This is a genomic window from Leeuwenhoekiella palythoae (assembly GCF_020310025.1).
In the GTDB taxonomy this organism is placed as follows: domain Bacteria; phylum Bacteroidota; class Bacteroidia; order Flavobacteriales; family Flavobacteriaceae; genus Leeuwenhoekiella; species Leeuwenhoekiella palythoae.
In genome coordinates this window covers 971,659-984,791 of record NZ_CP084318.1, presented here as the reverse complement: position 1 = coordinate 984,791, position 13,133 = coordinate 971,659, and the positions used below count along the sequence as shown (strand labels likewise).

The following is a 13,133-nucleotide window of genomic DNA, read 5'->3' as shown; positions in this document are numbered from 1 at the left end:
TTTACTGTATGCGCTTAAGCAATTGCTTGATGTAGGCTTTGCGGGCCATAAGATCATCTAGCGAGGCCTCATAAGTTTGGGTTGCACTTAATTTTGGAAAGCTCAGTTTGCCCTTTGCCAGCGAGTTACTCACTAACAAGTTGGCATAGTTAAAGGCAAGAATCAACTGCTGCAATCCGTCTTTAGGTTGGGGTTTAAAGCCTAAACGGGCCGCGGTGCGTTGATTTACAATATAGCTCGTCCAGCGTAGTGTAAGCGGTTGTCCTTCTCCCTCATAGTGTTCAATAAGATGCAAAAGGCCTTCTAAATACTGTTGCAAAATAAATGCCGTACGCACTTTGCCAGACTGTTTAAAGTCTAAGACATAGACATAGTCAAACAAAGTGCCGCCGTGCAGGTTGAGCACACCGCATTTAGGCGCTTCGGCCAACAGGAAAACAGAATGATAGATAAGCTTTTCGACTTTGACCATTCCGGGGATGTCTACAAATGGGGCCAAAAGCGTGATGAGTATAAAGCAGATCAAAATACCTACAAACAGCAAGTGCAACCACCAGAATAGCAATACAGCTAAAAAGCCAAGCATAACGGTAATGCCTATGGTATACAGCGTAGCGCGGTTTTGTTCAGCGGAAGTTTTGGCGAAAAAAGGATGGTTAAAAGTGTGGAGCGACAAAACTGTTTGTTTAAGGAAACAATTTTAAAAATTTCTCCGGAAACGGGTCTACTAGTTCTAAATACTTTTGTGTTGCAGGATGTGTAAACCGAAGCTTATACGCGTGTAGATACATACCTTTTCCCTGAAGTAAGAGTTCTTTGGGGCAATAATCCCGATCGCCTAAAATAGGATGGCCTATTCCGGCGAGATGTTTTCGCAGTTGATGGCGTCGCCCGGTTTGGGGCTCCAGACGCACGAGGTTGAGTTGTTTAAAACGTGATGAAGCTACCGAGGCTTCTACAGTATAGGTTGAAATGGCTTCTTTGCCATCAACAGGTGTATTGATCGTTCCTGAAGTCGGCATTACTCCAATAGTCACCGCATAATAGGTTTTACGGATTGCTTTGTTCTCAAAAAACTGATTGAGCTGGCGAATACTTTCTCGGGTTTTACCTACTAAAACAGCACCGGTGGTTGCATAATCCAGACGATGTGCCGGTTGCGGCGTGCAGGCATCAGCTAAGCTACTTTCGTTTAAATTTTGTGGAAGCGCGCGTGCCAACGTTTTAAAACTATTACCACTGACTAAAATTCCGGCAGGTTTGTGTACGACGGCCAAAAATTCATCTTCATACAGCACATCTAAGGCTAACTTAAGTTTTTTCTGGTTCTTGTGCTGCTGTTCAATTTCTAAAGTTAGCACTTCGCCGCCTTTGATCCAGGTAGCCGTGCTTGCCGGCACACCATTAATCTTGATGTAGCCTTTCTTCAGCAGTTTCTTTAATGCCGATTTGGTAGCAGCAGCCTTAAAAATACCTACACCATATTCTTGCAACCGCAAGGGGTTCTCCTGAGTCGGGACGGTATGGATTTCGGAAGTGCTGATGTGTTGCTTTTTAAAGAAGAGATTATAAAAAAACTGAGGCTTATGCGGCTTTTTCTCGCTTAAAAACGGCTAAGAATTTTTTGGTATTGGCACCTTGAAAGAAGAGTCCGCCTTCAGAAATTGGTTCCATTTTAATCAATTCCCAACCGGCTTCACCCATCGGTCAAATTTCTCATCAATTTCCGCTTGAAAGTTTTTTTTTCTAAAATGAGCTACACTCACCGTGATGATCTTGTATTCAAATTTTTTCTTGATTGTTTTATGTGCTATAGGTTAAAAAGAAACTACTGCGGCAGTACGTAAAAAATAAAGTACGGCAAAGGTACCTAAGCTTCCCACAGCTAATGTGCCCTGCCAGTAAAACACACGGCGCGTCCACGTGTTCCATTCTTTTTTGCCATATATGTTCTTAAAATGTGGGTGTGTGGCAAAATAAAAGGCAGCACTGATCACTGTAAAAAATAAGCATGCAAGAAAGTAAAAGCTGTTCATGGTACGAATTTTAAGATTGATAGCTCAAGATAGGATTTTTAAAAAGATATATAGCTGTTGTATTTAATACGTGAAATATAGCAGCTAAGGATTACTGTGTTCCGGGTAATCCTTTATGCCTTAAATCTTCATAAACCTCCTAGACTCCGTGATAGCTCTTTCCGATGTCTATTGCAATTGTTTATGTTATCGAATCAAAAGCAACCAATTCACTAATCACAAAAAGGGGTTTGCCAGATCTGGCAAACCCCTTTTAAGTTTTAGGAGTCAATGTCTTTAAGCCGGAATTATATGCTTTGCTTTCAGTGTATCAAAAAGCTCAAAAAAGGAATCTCGAGTATCTTGATAGGCGGTAAAACCTAGTTTACGGGATTTACTCATATCTGTCATCACTTCAATGGGTCGCCCCAGATCAAGATCGGTATGCCAAGGTGAAGCTACCCGGTTGAGGTTGGTTTCTGCCAGATTATACTTTTCAGCGATCTGTTGCCATAAGGCAGCATCGTCTTGCATTAAGGTTTCCAGATCGGGAGTGCCGGGCGCGTAGCCTTTATACTCTACTTTAAAATAATCGGCTATTTCTTTCCATAGCCATTCCCATCTAAAAACATCACCATTGGCCGTATTGAATGCTTGGTTTGCGGCTTCCGCCGTTGTGGCTGCCCAAACAAATTGTTTTGCCAGTAAACGCGCATCGGTTACGTCTGAGATGCCTTTCCATTGCGCTTCAGAACCCGGCCAGGTAAAGGGTTTTCCGGTTTCTTTACAAAGCGTGGCATAGGCTGCAAGGGTACTTCCCATATTCATCAGGTTGCCCACTGCCAGACCGATCATCGTATGTGCACGATGCACGCTCCATGTAAATCCGTCCCGTTCTGCGGCAGCAAAAAGTTCGTCTTCCTGAGCATAATAAAAATTATCAACTGCCAGGCGTGGATGTTCGGTGCGTACCGGAGTTTCGGGTAAAAAACCTTCCTGCGCATAGACGTCAAACGGACCTAAATAATGCTTTAAGCCGGTAACCAAAGCCACGTGTTTAACCGACTGTTTAGGTGCGAGCACGTCTAACACATTGCGCACAAGGGCTGCATTAACTTTGATGTTTTCTGCCTCCGTATCCTTGCGCATCCAGGCAGTAAAAAATACGTGCGTGGGTTTAATTTCGGCTAAAGCAGTTTCTAACGCGGCCTTATCCAGAAGGTCGGCTTTGATATTGTGTAGTCCTTTAAGGTCAACGTCAGAGCTGCGGGTGATCCCGTAGGTCGTCCAGTTTAGATTAAGTAATTCTTGTGCAAGGTTATTTCCTGAAATACCACTTGCTCCAACGATTAATGCTGTATTTTCCATAGTTTCTTATTTAGGAAAACAAAGTTAGGCAGTCATTGAAGGCTGTGCATTGATGTAGATCAAGAGTCTTAAAGCATCGTTTTTTTAATGCGGCTTAAGGTCTCGGGTGTGATGCCCAAAAAAGAGGCGATAAGGTGTTGCGGCACACGCTTCCCGATAAAGGGATAGAGCTTGAGCAAGTGTCTGTATTTTTCTTCGGCAGAGTAGGAGTTGGAGCTGATGAGCCTGCGGTCTTTGGTCACCAGACTGTTTTGATACAAGATCCTGAAATACCGTTCCATCGCCGGAATTTCAAGAAGCATCTTTTCGTAGTTCTCGTGGGTGATGAGCAAGACTTCGCTGGCTTCTACAGCATCGATGTAAAGAATGGCCGGCTCATCGCAAATAAAACTTTTAAAGTCGGAAACCCACCAACCTTCCCACGCCAGCAGGCTGATGTGTCCTTGCCCTTTATCATCGAGTGTATAGGACTTGAGGAGCCCTTTGCTTATAAACGTCAGTTGTTTGCAGTAGTCACCTTCTTGCAATAAAAACTCTTTTTTAGCCAGTGTTTTATGCTCAAAAAACTGCGGAAGCTTGGCTTGCGCCTCGTCACTTAAAGCAATTTTTTCTGTAAGGTGTTTGATCAGGGTGGGGAACATTTTTCTGGAATAGTGGGTTAAAATCTTTTCAACTTTAAAACTAAACAATAAAAAAAAGCGACAGCTTCTAAAGAACTGTCGCTTTTAAATAAAATTTGTTTTGCTAGGCCTAATTGGCGTAGGCGTGTTTGTATGGTTGACCTTGTAAGATCTTCAGCATATCTTTTTCAAGACTTTCTATAGGATATTCTACAATGCGGCCCAATTCTGTACCATTCTTACTAAAGATCAAAGTAGGCACGCGCTTGATGTCTTTGCCTTCTTCCAATCCTTCTGGCGTAGTTTTAGAGCGATCTACTGTGATGAGTTCGACGTCTTGTGTCTTTCCTGCCGCATCTAAGATCTTGTAGAAGCGAGGCGTCTCGCGTTTACTATCACCACACCAGGTTCCCATAAAAATGATCACATCTACATCTTCTAAAAGCGGCTTGAGTTGCATCACCACGTCTTTATCGATGTCATACTCGGCATAGCGTGGGTTAAACCACGAACCAAAAGTACCGGTTTGCAGTTCCATACGCTCGGTCTCACCGGTGAGCATTTCCGGTTGTTGTGGCGTTGCCGGTTTAGCCGGAGCTTCCGGTGCTGCGGGAGCCTCGGGAGCTTTAGAAGCGCTGGTCGTAGTGGTTGTGCTGGTCTTGCAGCTTACCAATGCACCCAGTGCAAGGGCTAAAAGGCCTGTTTTATACGTTTTCATAGTTTGTATGTTTTAGCTTACCAGACTTTCCTGGTCCATTTCTGCTGGTTTGTTAACACCCATCATATCTAAGATGGTAGGAGAAACGTTCCCTAAGATACCGTCTTTAACGCTCTTGATGTCGTTGTCTACCACGATGATCGGCACCGGGTTAGTCGTATGTGCGGTATTTGGCGAACCGTCTTCGTTTTTCATGGTTTCGCAGTTTCCGTGGTCGGCGATCACGATGGTGCTGTAGCCATGCTCCAGACCGGTCTCGATCACATCCTTAGCGCAGCTGTCTACCGCTTCGCAGGCAGCAATAGCGGCTTCGATCACCCCGGTGTGTCCTACCATATCCGGATTGGCAAAGTTGAGGCAAACAAAGTCTACTTCTTCTTTTTTCAATTCGGCAGTGATCTTGTCACGCACTTCATAGGCGCTCATCTCCGGCTTTAGGTCGTAAGTCGCAACATCTGGAGATTTTGCGATCAAACGGGCTTCGCCTTCAAATTCTTTTTCACGCCCTCCCGAAAAGAAGAAGGTCACGTGTGGGTATTTTTCTGTTTCTGCAATACGGATCTGCTTTTTACCTGCTGCAGAAACGACCTCACCAATCGTATTGGTCAGGTTGTCTTTATCAAAAATAATATGAATGTTCTCAAACGTCTGATCGTAGTTGGTCATCGTCACATAGTACAGGTCAAGTTTCTTGGTATCCTGCTCGGGGAAGTCTTCCTGAGAAAGCATACGCGTCAATTCGCGTCCACGGTCGGTACGGTAGTTGAAGAATAAAACCACATCTCCTTCAATGATCGTGGCAACCGGTGCATCATTTTCGGTGATCACCAAAGGTTCTAGGAATTCGTCGGTAGTACCGTCTGCATAGGATTGTTTGATCGCAGCAACCGGATCTGTAGTTTTAGTCCCGATTCCTTTTACCGCAGCGTCATAGGCTTTCTTTACGCGCTCCCAACGGGTATCGCGGTCCATCGCAAAGTAACGTCCAGTGATGCTCGCCAGTTTAGCGCCATTCTCTTTGGCATAACCGTCAAGGTCTTCGATAAAGCCGGCACCGCTTTGCGGGTCAACGTCACGACCATCCGTAAATGCGTGTACGTAAACTTCTTCAACACCTACTTCGTTCGCTGCTTTGATCAGTCCTTTAACGTGGTCAATGTGCGCGTGCACACCACCATCTGAAACCAGGCCTAAGAGGTGAATAGGCTTTTTATTTTCTTTCGCGTAAGCAAAAGCATCTTTAAGCTCTTTTTGCTCGCGTAATTTATCTTCTTTGAGCGCTTTGTTGATCTTGGCAAAATCCTGGTATACAATACGACCGGCGCCCAGGTTCATATGACCTACTTCGCTGTTTCCCATTTGTCCGTCAGGTAATCCTACATTACCGCCGTGGGTAAGCAATTGTGCGTGCGGATATTTAGTGTATAACGAATCAATAAATGGAGTTTCAGCAAGGTCTACTGCAGAAACGTCCTTATTAGGTGCAAATCCCCATCCATCGAGGATCATTAAAATGACTTTCTTATTCATGGTTTTTCTAGTTGTACTACAAAGATAATCACTCTTAACGCGAATTACGAAAACTTTGCGTTTTAATAACTTTGGTGTTTTCTAGGGTTAGAAAGGACAATGTCGCTGGGAATGCTCGGGATTCAAGTGCGGTACTTGTCAATCGCGGCACGTATTTTTTCAATGCGATTGTCAGGATCGGGGTGACTGCTTTGAAATTCCGGTACGCGCTGCCCGCCACTAGCTTCTTTAAGAATCTGCATCACCTCGATGAGCGCTTCGGGATCATAACCGGCCTCAAGCATAAACTTTACACCCAGATCATCACTTTCCAGTTCGTCGCCGCGACCATTTTTAAGCAAGATGGTTTGGCCTAACTGACTGGCGAGCATTCCAGCATCTGCGCCTACTTGCGCTCCGGTGGCCACGGTATTGGCGAGTTCGCTTTGCGCAATACGCTCCGCCGAATGTCGCCCTACCACATGACCGATCTCGTGTCCTAGAATACCGGCTAATTGATCTTCGCTGTTCAGTCGTTTATAAAGCGCGTAGGTGATAAAGATCTGCCCGCCCGGTAACGCAAAAGCATTCACGGTATTGGGGTCGCTGAGTAAATGAAATTCGTATTGATAAGGTGTTTCCTGAGCGATGGTGTTGTCTACGAGCTTTTTTCCTACAGCATCTACCTGGTCTTGAAGGCGCTGATCTGGATACAAGCCGCCGTGTTGCTCAGCCATTATGGGAGCATTCTGTAAACCGATAGCGATCTCTTCTTCTGTAGAGAGACTAATGGCTTGTGTCCTTCCGGTATACGGGTTTTCTTCCTGACTGCCGCAATACCGGATAACACCAAAGGCTACGATGGCTACCCCTAAAAATAACTTGAGTGCTCTTCCGCCTAGTTTCATAGTATGAGGGTTTTAGCTCAAAAGAGCGGGGTTAATGTCTAAAATGTTTTCTGTACGGTATTGGTTGATAAATGCCGAAGTAAAAGCTTCACTTCCCAGTAAGTGTTCCTGCTGAAGGATTTCGGCTACATCTAACTTTTTATACTGTTGAAGATAGCCAACCGAAAGCGGCGCGTAGCTAAAATGCCACGGCTCATAGTTGAAGCCTTTACGACCATAATCATTGGTGTACACCTCATAAAATCCAAAGGATTCCGCATGTTCATCAAGCCAGGCTTTAAGTTCACAAAACGGACCAGTACCGTGAAATTTGTCAGGATCCAATACATTGCTGGTCACACCGGTTCCTGATTGAATGATGTCAAGATCTGTTGCCCAATGGTGGCGCGAAGTCCCGGGGATGGTGCTGTACTCGATGATCTTTTTGATCGCAAGAAGGTCGCTCATTCCATTAGCGGTATAGCTTTTGAATTTACGTTCCCAGATGCGGTTTTGATGTGCATAATCGCGATAACTTGACACTACCTGAATACCAATGCCGTCTTGTTGCGCAGCCGCTGCCATGTTATCAAACGCTGCAGACACGGCAGGGCGCAAGCGGTAGCCGTTTTTCTCAATAAGCTTAGGATTGCCTTTGCCTATAAGTTGGTCTGTACTCAAGGTCTCTTGAGTAAGAGCCCAGTTCGGGAAGCTGCTTAGTGCGGCAGTTGTCAGAGCGGTGGTTTGTATAAAGCGTCTTCGTTTCATTCTAAATTTTTATAAAGCAGGTAATGCGTGCCTATGGGAGCGATCTCAAAAGGTTCGCCTTCAATTTTAAAACCTTTACGGGTATAAAAGTTAAGGGCTTTGATACGAGCGTTACACCATAGAAGCTTGTAGCCTGCAGCTTTAAGGCGTGCTTCACCGGCAGTGACCAATAGATTTCCTAAGCCTTTACCTTGATAGCCATCAAGAACCGCCATCCCGCGTAGCTGATACTGCTTCCCTTTAAATTGCGGTTTGGTAGCGTTCATAAAGGTGACCACTCCTATGAGTTTTTCATCTTCAAAAAGTCCTAAGTGAAATGTATCTTCGGCATCGTCACCGGGCATTGCACAGGTTTCTATAGGTCTGCCTGCGCGTAGTACCGGGTGGCGTACCGCATAGGTTTCTGCCGAAGTGATCTCGTGAATGGTAAACGGATTTGTTTTCAAAACGCCTTGCATAAATTAAGCACGCACGTCTGCGTACTCAGGTTTCTCATCAAATTTAACTTCGGCAAAAGGACAAAGTGGCTCTATTTTGATGTTTTTTGAACGTGCCCATGCAACCGTATGATCCAGGAGTTTACTCGCGTAACCTTGATGTTCGTGTTCCATTTTTGTCTCGGTATGGTCTACAATGATGGTGTTTTCATCCTGAACGGTATAGGTGAGTTCAGAGATTTTTCCGTGTTCACCTTCTATCCAGAACATCCCTCGTTTGTCATTTTCTCTATGTTGAATTGTATAATCCATTACTTTTGCGTGTTTTTTATTGGCGCCGCCAAAGGGTTTAATACTCCGAGGCCAGCCGCTGAATTGAAATTTTGTTTCTAACAAACACCTCTAGGTCTTGCCTTGAGCGCGTTTAGTTCCTTTCTAATACAACTGAAAGGATATACATTTAAAAATAGCAATTATGTCCAAAATTACGGTCACCCGTTTGTATAAAGAAGACATTAACACCTTTTTACCACTGGTTCAGGAATTGATGGAGCACACCGTGGAAGAAAACCTATTAAAAGCACGTTTTACCGAAATGTTTGAGCACCGGTATCAATGTCGCGGTATTTATATTGAAGGCGAACTCGCCGGTGTTTTTGGTTTATGGTTTGCCGTACGGCATTATGCCGGAAAAACCTGCGAGGTAGATCACGTGTATATCAAACCTGAATTCCGTAATCGAGGTTTAGGAAAACAGGTTTTTCAATGGATCTACGACTACGCGCGGGCGGAAGGCTGTGAAACTTCAGAGTTAAATACGTATGTGCATAACTTTCCCAGTCACAAGTTTTATATGAATGAAAACTATGTGATCAAAGGCTATCACTTTTTAAAGAAGCTTTAGTTTACGGTAATTTCAGAATCTGTAGGCAATTCGTACGGAGCCTTATCAGCTTCAAAAATTCGTGCGCTGTGCGGACCGCGTAAGGTGTATACGCGTTTTTTAACTTCAATCCAGCTGCCTTCCCGTAATCCTACAACGGGAAGCTGATTAAATTGATGAAATTCTTTAATACGGGTTTCTCGGGTTTCGCCCATATGCGTACTGCCTTCTACGGGATCCAGATAATGCGGATTGATATTAAAAGGAACCGCACCCAGCGTTTTAAAGCTAGGAGGGTAAACGATAGGCATATCGTTTGTGGTTTGCATACTTACTCCTGCAATATTGGTTCCTGCACTGGTGCCTAAGTACGGCATGTTTTCATACAAACGGTCGCGTAAAACTTCAAGAACTTTATACTCGTACAATTGCTTGACCAGTAAAAACGTGTTGCCGCCACCAGTAAAAACACCTTCAGCTTTTTTAAGCGCTTCCGCCGGATCTTTAAATTGATGCAGGCCTACCACTTCAATATTCAATTGTTTAAAAAACTCCTGAGCTTTGGCAGTGTACAATTCGTGCGAAATTCCACCGGGACGCGCATACGGAATAAAAATAATGCGCTTGGCTGCCTTAAAATGTTCGCTAAGCTGAGGTTTTAAATAATCTAAGTAACTGCCTCCGTGAACGGTGGAGGTGCTGGCAAGAATTAAGTTTTTCAAAGGGTTTAGGTTTTGTTTTTCAAAGGTACGTGCCAGAAGGTATTTAACAAAAATTTACGCGCAATTATCGGGTAGTTTAAAATACATGTCGTTACTTCATAGTAGAATTTTAAACGTGATATCATGAAGCTGGTTACTACACTATTGTTATGCTTAAGTATAGGTTTTTCATTACAGGCGCAAGTTGCCCGGGTTATGATCGACGGGCAAATTATTGTTCCTGCCGGAGATGATGTAGCAGGAATTGTAGTGTATAATAAAACCGCGCAACGCGGAACCATAACCTCAGAAGAAGGGACTTTTGATATTGCCGTAGCGCGTAACGATGAAGTCGTGATCCAGTCGGTTCAATTTGCGCCAATAACTGTTGTGGTTGACCAGGGCGTGGTAAGCAGTAAACAAATGAATGTGACGCTGAGAGAGACGGTAAATGTGCTAGACGAAATTATCGTAACGCCTTATGATCTTACCGGAGATATTGTAGCCGATGTAAACCGGGTGCGCACAGTAGACCCTGTGCCTTTTGACGGAAGCGACATTCGTATTGAAGATAGCCAGTATGACAAGAACTCTCCGGCCGATAATATTGCGATAGATGATCAACGCTGGCGGTATGGCCTCAACTTTGTAAATATCTTTAAAGCAATATTTCAAAAGTCTGATGGGGAAGAGGAGGAAGCTGCAGAAGATGAACTTGCTGAAATGTATTCCAATACATTTTTTCAGAATAATCTGGATATCAAAAAAGAACACATAGGCCTGTATATGGATTATGTAGCCGCCAATGGACTAACTAAAGAAATGCTTGAGCAAGGGAACGAACTTGCCCTAATTCAGTTTTTGATAGATAAGCGGGAAGACTTTAAAAAAGAATTGGCTGCAAGCAAATAAGCGGAAACTTAATGTGCTTCATGTAAAAAAGCAGCCCCAACAACAAGACTGCTTTTTCGAATTAACTAACCAAAAATCAAACTAACACTATTTATTTTAGGGGTGAAAGACGCGTTAAAATCCTCTAGTTGCATAGGCCAAATATGGGCTGTGTTTTAGAGAATCTAAGGCTCTTTTTTGCTCAGGCAAAATGGCCTTTTTGCTTTGTTGTTTTATAGGGGTTGCGTAAAAACCACGTGAGCAGTTAGGGGCACTGTACGTGTGTTGCATCGCCGTGGTTTTATCCGCAGTACTTTTAATTTTCTCTTCATTAGTTTGATCGCTTTGTTGCGATACTTCTTGTGCAACTCGTTCTGGAGTCGTAGTTATTGATTTAGAGTTTTGAGCAAACCCAATCATTGAACAAAATAAAAAGGCAAGGGGTAAAAAAGTCTTCATAACTAAACCGTTTAAATTCTTTACAAATGTAGGTTTGTTATGAGATTACGATATCGTTTTCACCGTGAGCTGCCTGCTTCTGTCGATGAATGGTTTTTTGCTATCGATGAATGGTTTAAATGTCTGATTAGTAGTATTTTAAATGTTAGTTGTACCGTTATTGCGTGTTGAGTTTAATCGATTTAGTTTTGTTGAGGTTTTAAGTCGCTTATTTTCAGTAGAATATATTTTTTAGGTTTGCGATTTGTAACAGGTTTTACTTTTGGTTGACAAACAAGGAGGTTCTAAATGTTCTGTTGTACCCAGAGTTCAAAAAATACCTTGAGGTGAATTACAGCGGCCTTTGCAACTAAAATTATTTTTCTGCGTATTTAGGTCAGAAGCAATTCTTATAAATGAATAACAATATTCCGTTTCCTTCTAATAGTTTAGGTTCAATTTTGGGTGGCGCAGTTCACTTTAAAGTGCAACTGTGCATCTTGAGTTTTTTTGTTTGTACGTTTTGCATTCAGGCTCAAGAAGTGCAAATGCTAGAAGGGCGCGTGATCAATGACTCTATTGAGCACGAGTACCTACATATTCTAAATCTTACCTTACAAAAGGGAACCATCACTACGCAGAGCGGAAATTTTACAATACCGGTGCGTCAAAACGATACCCTCTACATTTCAGCTTTACAGTTTAAACATCAAGAGATCGTGATCACACCTCAAATCTTTGAGCGGCGCTATATAGAGATCAAATTAGAGACCGAAGTAACCGAACTCGAAGATGTAAACATTAGTGATACTGATCTCAGTGGCCGTCTAGGAGATGATATGAATCTGCCTAAATTAGAAAAGCCTTTTGATCCTGCAGCTGCCGGTTTACCGGTTTACACGGGGCCTGTACGCACGCAGGAAGAACGACGTTTATATACGGCAACCCATTCGGCAGGCGGGATAATTCCCGTAGATGCCGTTATCAATGCCATAAGTGGTCGTACCGCGTATCTAAAGAAGATCGTAAAATTGTCTAATATGGAACTGAAAGTACAAGAGGCGCGCAACTTAGTTTCAGACAGCACCTACATTTATAGACTTCGTATAGGTCCGCGCTACATTGACGATTTTGTGCATTATGTGTATATGGATCAGCAAGAGCATTTAGCAATAGCTTCAAGCAATAATCCACTAGCACTTATGGAAATGCTACTGGAACAAGCCCCACTATACATCCGCTCAAAAGAGCAGGAAGGCGTAGCGGTTCAAAGCGATTTAGAAAATTAGGCTGAAGTTGTGGAATGCATTTTGATTGGGTAGCGCCGCAATGCATTTTAAAAGACGTATTTTTACAAGACTTATGAGAAAAACAATTTTGCTTTTACTTGTGGCGCTGCCCTTAATGGGAGCCGCAGCACACAAATACTATTTTAGTGTCACACAAGCAGATTACGATGCTAAAGATCACGCGCTAAAAATGGTGACCCGAGTGTTTTATGATGATCTTCAAAAGGTATTTCAAGAGCGTTATGATAAGTCGATCAAGGTTGATGCTTCCTACGATCAGAAGAAGTTAGATGGCTATATTGAGCGGTATTTCAATCAAAAATTTATTGTCAAGATCAACGGAAAAGAACGCCGGTTGAATTACATAGGACATAAAGATGAGATGGATTATGTAGTTTGTTTTATTGAAGTGACTGATGTTCAAAATCCTAAAAGCATTTCAATAGAAAACACCTTACTGATGGATCTTTTTCAAGATCAAAAAAATGTGGTGCATCTCAATACCGGAACCACTAAAAAAAGCTTTTTACTTACCCGAGATAATGATAAAGCGGTGTTAAACTTTTCTGAATAATTTACTAAGATTAGGTTAATCTTTATTTTTATAAA

17 protein-coding genes are annotated in these 13,133 nt (G+C 43.0%); 4 read left to right on the top strand and 13 right to left on the bottom strand.

All coding sequences use genetic code 11. The features are described from left to right. Nucleotide 1 precedes the first annotated feature (1 nt). The 11 genes from LDL79_RS04075 to LDL79_RS04025 all read right to left on the bottom strand — a co-directional run bounded on the left by LDL79_RS04075 (nucleotide 2) and on the right by LDL79_RS04025 (nucleotide 8,634). Nucleotides 2-676 carry a hypothetical protein gene (locus LDL79_RS04075; RefSeq protein ID WP_225599266.1) on the bottom strand — a complete coding sequence of 225 codons (675 nt, stop codon included), beginning with the start codon at nucleotides 674-676 and terminating at the stop codon, nucleotides 2-4. Between the two features lie 10 nt (nucleotides 677-686). After that, on the bottom strand, nucleotides 687-1,493 hold the full coding sequence (locus LDL79_RS04070) for an RluA family pseudouridine synthase (RefSeq protein WP_225599265.1): 807 nt from the start codon (nucleotides 1,491-1,493) through the stop codon (nucleotides 687-689). A gap of 324 nt (nucleotides 1,494-1,817) precedes the next feature. Continuing rightward, the gene (locus LDL79_RS04065) at nucleotides 1,818-2,036 is read right to left on the bottom strand and encodes a hypothetical protein (protein ID WP_225599263.1); all 219 of its coding nucleotides are present in this window, start codon (nucleotides 2,034-2,036) and stop codon (nucleotides 1,818-1,820) included. Between the two features lie 276 nt (nucleotides 2,037-2,312). Continuing rightward, nucleotides 2,313-3,383, bottom strand: a complete 1,071-nt coding sequence (locus LDL79_RS04060) for an SDR family oxidoreductase (protein WP_225599262.1) — start codon at nucleotides 3,381-3,383, stop codon at nucleotides 2,313-2,315. Nucleotides 3,384-3,451: 68 nt separating this feature from the next. Beyond that, nucleotides 3,452-4,024, bottom strand: coding sequence for a Crp/Fnr family transcriptional regulator (locus tag LDL79_RS04055; RefSeq protein ID WP_225599260.1), 573 nt, complete (start codon nucleotides 4,022-4,024; stop codon nucleotides 3,452-3,454). Nucleotides 4,025-4,133: 109 nt separating this feature from the next. Next, nucleotides 4,134-4,721, bottom strand: coding sequence for a thioredoxin family protein (locus tag LDL79_RS04050; RefSeq protein ID WP_225599259.1), 588 nt, complete (start codon nucleotides 4,719-4,721; stop codon nucleotides 4,134-4,136). A 12-nt stretch (nucleotides 4,722-4,733) separates the two neighbouring features. Then, the gene (gpmI, locus tag LDL79_RS04045; RefSeq protein ID WP_225599258.1) at nucleotides 4,734-6,251 is read right to left on the bottom strand and encodes a 2,3-bisphosphoglycerate-independent phosphoglycerate mutase; all 1,518 of its coding nucleotides are present in this window, start codon (nucleotides 6,249-6,251) and stop codon (nucleotides 4,734-4,736) included. A 122-nt stretch (nucleotides 6,252-6,373) separates the two neighbouring features. Continuing rightward, nucleotides 6,374-7,138: a M48 family metalloprotease gene (locus LDL79_RS04040; RefSeq protein ID WP_225599256.1), complete on the bottom strand. Its 765-nt coding sequence runs from the start codon at nucleotides 7,136-7,138 to the stop codon at nucleotides 6,374-6,376. A 12-nt stretch (nucleotides 7,139-7,150) separates the two neighbouring features. Further along, nucleotides 7,151-7,885, bottom strand: coding sequence for a M15 family metallopeptidase (locus tag LDL79_RS04035; protein WP_225599255.1), 735 nt, complete (start codon nucleotides 7,883-7,885; stop codon nucleotides 7,151-7,153). Continuing rightward, nucleotides 7,882-8,343 carry a GNAT family N-acetyltransferase gene (locus tag LDL79_RS04030; protein WP_225599254.1) on the bottom strand — a complete coding sequence of 154 codons (462 nt, stop codon included), beginning with the start codon at nucleotides 8,341-8,343 and terminating at the stop codon, nucleotides 7,882-7,884. The genes LDL79_RS04035 and LDL79_RS04030 overlap by 4 nt, the downstream gene beginning before the upstream one ends. Nucleotides 8,344-8,346: 3 nt before the next feature. Next, the gene (locus LDL79_RS04025; protein WP_072983515.1) at nucleotides 8,347-8,634 is read right to left on the bottom strand and encodes a GNAT family N-acetyltransferase; all 288 of its coding nucleotides are present in this window, start codon (nucleotides 8,632-8,634) and stop codon (nucleotides 8,347-8,349) included. Nucleotides 8,635-8,797: 163 nt separating this feature from the next. On the opposite strand from LDL79_RS04025, the gene LDL79_RS04020 reads away from it, so the two are divergent. Further along, nucleotides 8,798-9,226 carry a GNAT family N-acetyltransferase gene (locus LDL79_RS04020; RefSeq protein ID WP_225599253.1) on the top strand — a complete coding sequence of 143 codons (429 nt, stop codon included), beginning with the start codon at nucleotides 8,798-8,800 and terminating at the stop codon, nucleotides 9,224-9,226. On the opposite strand, the gene pepE is transcribed toward LDL79_RS04020, so the two are convergent. Then, nucleotides 9,223-9,927 carry a dipeptidase PepE gene (pepE, locus tag LDL79_RS04015; RefSeq protein WP_225599251.1) on the bottom strand — a complete coding sequence of 235 codons (705 nt, stop codon included), beginning with the start codon at nucleotides 9,925-9,927 and terminating at the stop codon, nucleotides 9,223-9,225. The two genes, LDL79_RS04020 and pepE, sit on opposite strands and share 4 nt — an antisense overlap. A gap of 123 nt (nucleotides 9,928-10,050) precedes the next feature. On the opposite strand from pepE, the gene LDL79_RS04010 reads away from it, so the two are divergent. Then, nucleotides 10,051-10,818: a peptidase associated/transthyretin-like domain-containing protein gene (locus tag LDL79_RS04010; RefSeq protein WP_072983521.1), complete on the top strand. Its 768-nt coding sequence runs from the start codon at nucleotides 10,051-10,053 to the stop codon at nucleotides 10,816-10,818. A 114-nt stretch (nucleotides 10,819-10,932) separates the two neighbouring features. On the opposite strand, the gene LDL79_RS04005 is transcribed toward LDL79_RS04010, so the two are convergent. Beyond that, complete coding sequence (locus LDL79_RS04005; RefSeq protein ID WP_225599250.1) at nucleotides 10,933-11,256, bottom strand: hypothetical protein; 324 nt, start codon at nucleotides 11,254-11,256, stop codon at nucleotides 10,933-10,935. Between the two features lie 395 nt (nucleotides 11,257-11,651). On the opposite strand from LDL79_RS04005, the gene LDL79_RS04000 reads away from it, so the two are divergent. Then, nucleotides 11,652-12,524: a hypothetical protein gene (locus tag LDL79_RS04000; protein WP_225599249.1), complete on the top strand. Its 873-nt coding sequence runs from the start codon at nucleotides 11,652-11,654 to the stop codon at nucleotides 12,522-12,524. Between the two features lie 73 nt (nucleotides 12,525-12,597). Next, nucleotides 12,598-13,098, top strand: coding sequence for a DUF6702 family protein (locus LDL79_RS03995; RefSeq protein WP_225599248.1), 501 nt, complete (start codon nucleotides 12,598-12,600; stop codon nucleotides 13,096-13,098). Nucleotides 13,099-13,133 lie beyond the last annotated feature (35 nt).

What these genes read in the sequence shown, in the direction of transcription:
- LDL79_RS04065 (WP_225599263.1), bottom strand. Translation starts at nt 2,036, where the DNA reads ATGAACAGCTTTTACTTTCTTGCATGCTTATTTTTTACAGTGATCAGT.
- LDL79_RS04060 (WP_225599262.1), bottom strand. Translation starts at nt 3,383, where the DNA reads ATGGAAAATACAGCATTAATCGTTGGAGCAAGTGGTATTTCAGGAAAT.
- LDL79_RS04055 (WP_225599260.1), bottom strand. Translation starts at nt 4,024, where the DNA reads ATGTTCCCCACCCTGATCAAACACCTTACAGAAAAAATTGCTTTAAGT.
- LDL79_RS04050 (WP_225599259.1), bottom strand. Translation starts at nt 4,721, where the DNA reads ATGAAAACGTATAAAACAGGCCTTTTAGCCCTTGCACTGGGTGCATTG.
- gpmI (WP_225599258.1), bottom strand. Translation starts at nt 6,251, where the DNA reads ATGAATAAGAAAGTCATTTTAATGATCCTCGATGGATGGGGATTTGCA.
- LDL79_RS04040 (WP_225599256.1), bottom strand. Translation starts at nt 7,138, where the DNA reads ATGAAACTAGGCGGAAGAGCACTCAAGTTATTTTTAGGGGTAGCCATC.
- LDL79_RS04035 (WP_225599255.1), bottom strand. Translation starts at nt 7,885, where the DNA reads ATGAAACGAAGACGCTTTATACAAACCACCGCTCTGACAACTGCCGCA.
- LDL79_RS04030 (WP_225599254.1), bottom strand. Translation starts at nt 8,343, where the DNA reads ATGCAAGGCGTTTTGAAAACAAATCCGTTTACCATTCACGAGATCACT.
- LDL79_RS04025 (WP_072983515.1), bottom strand. Translation starts at nt 8,634, where the DNA reads ATGGATTATACAATTCAACATAGAGAAAATGACAAACGAGGGATGTTC.
- LDL79_RS04020 (WP_225599253.1), top strand. Translation starts at nt 8,798, where the DNA reads ATGTCCAAAATTACGGTCACCCGTTTGTATAAAGAAGACATTAACACC.
- LDL79_RS04010 (WP_072983521.1), top strand. Translation starts at nt 10,051, where the DNA reads ATGAAGCTGGTTACTACACTATTGTTATGCTTAAGTATAGGTTTTTCA.
- LDL79_RS04005 (WP_225599250.1), bottom strand. Translation starts at nt 11,256, where the DNA reads ATGAAGACTTTTTTACCCCTTGCCTTTTTATTTTGTTCAATGATTGGG.
- LDL79_RS04000 (WP_225599249.1), top strand. Translation starts at nt 11,652, where the DNA reads ATGAATAACAATATTCCGTTTCCTTCTAATAGTTTAGGTTCAATTTTG.
- LDL79_RS03995 (WP_225599248.1), top strand. Translation starts at nt 12,598, where the DNA reads ATGAGAAAAACAATTTTGCTTTTACTTGTGGCGCTGCCCTTAATGGGA.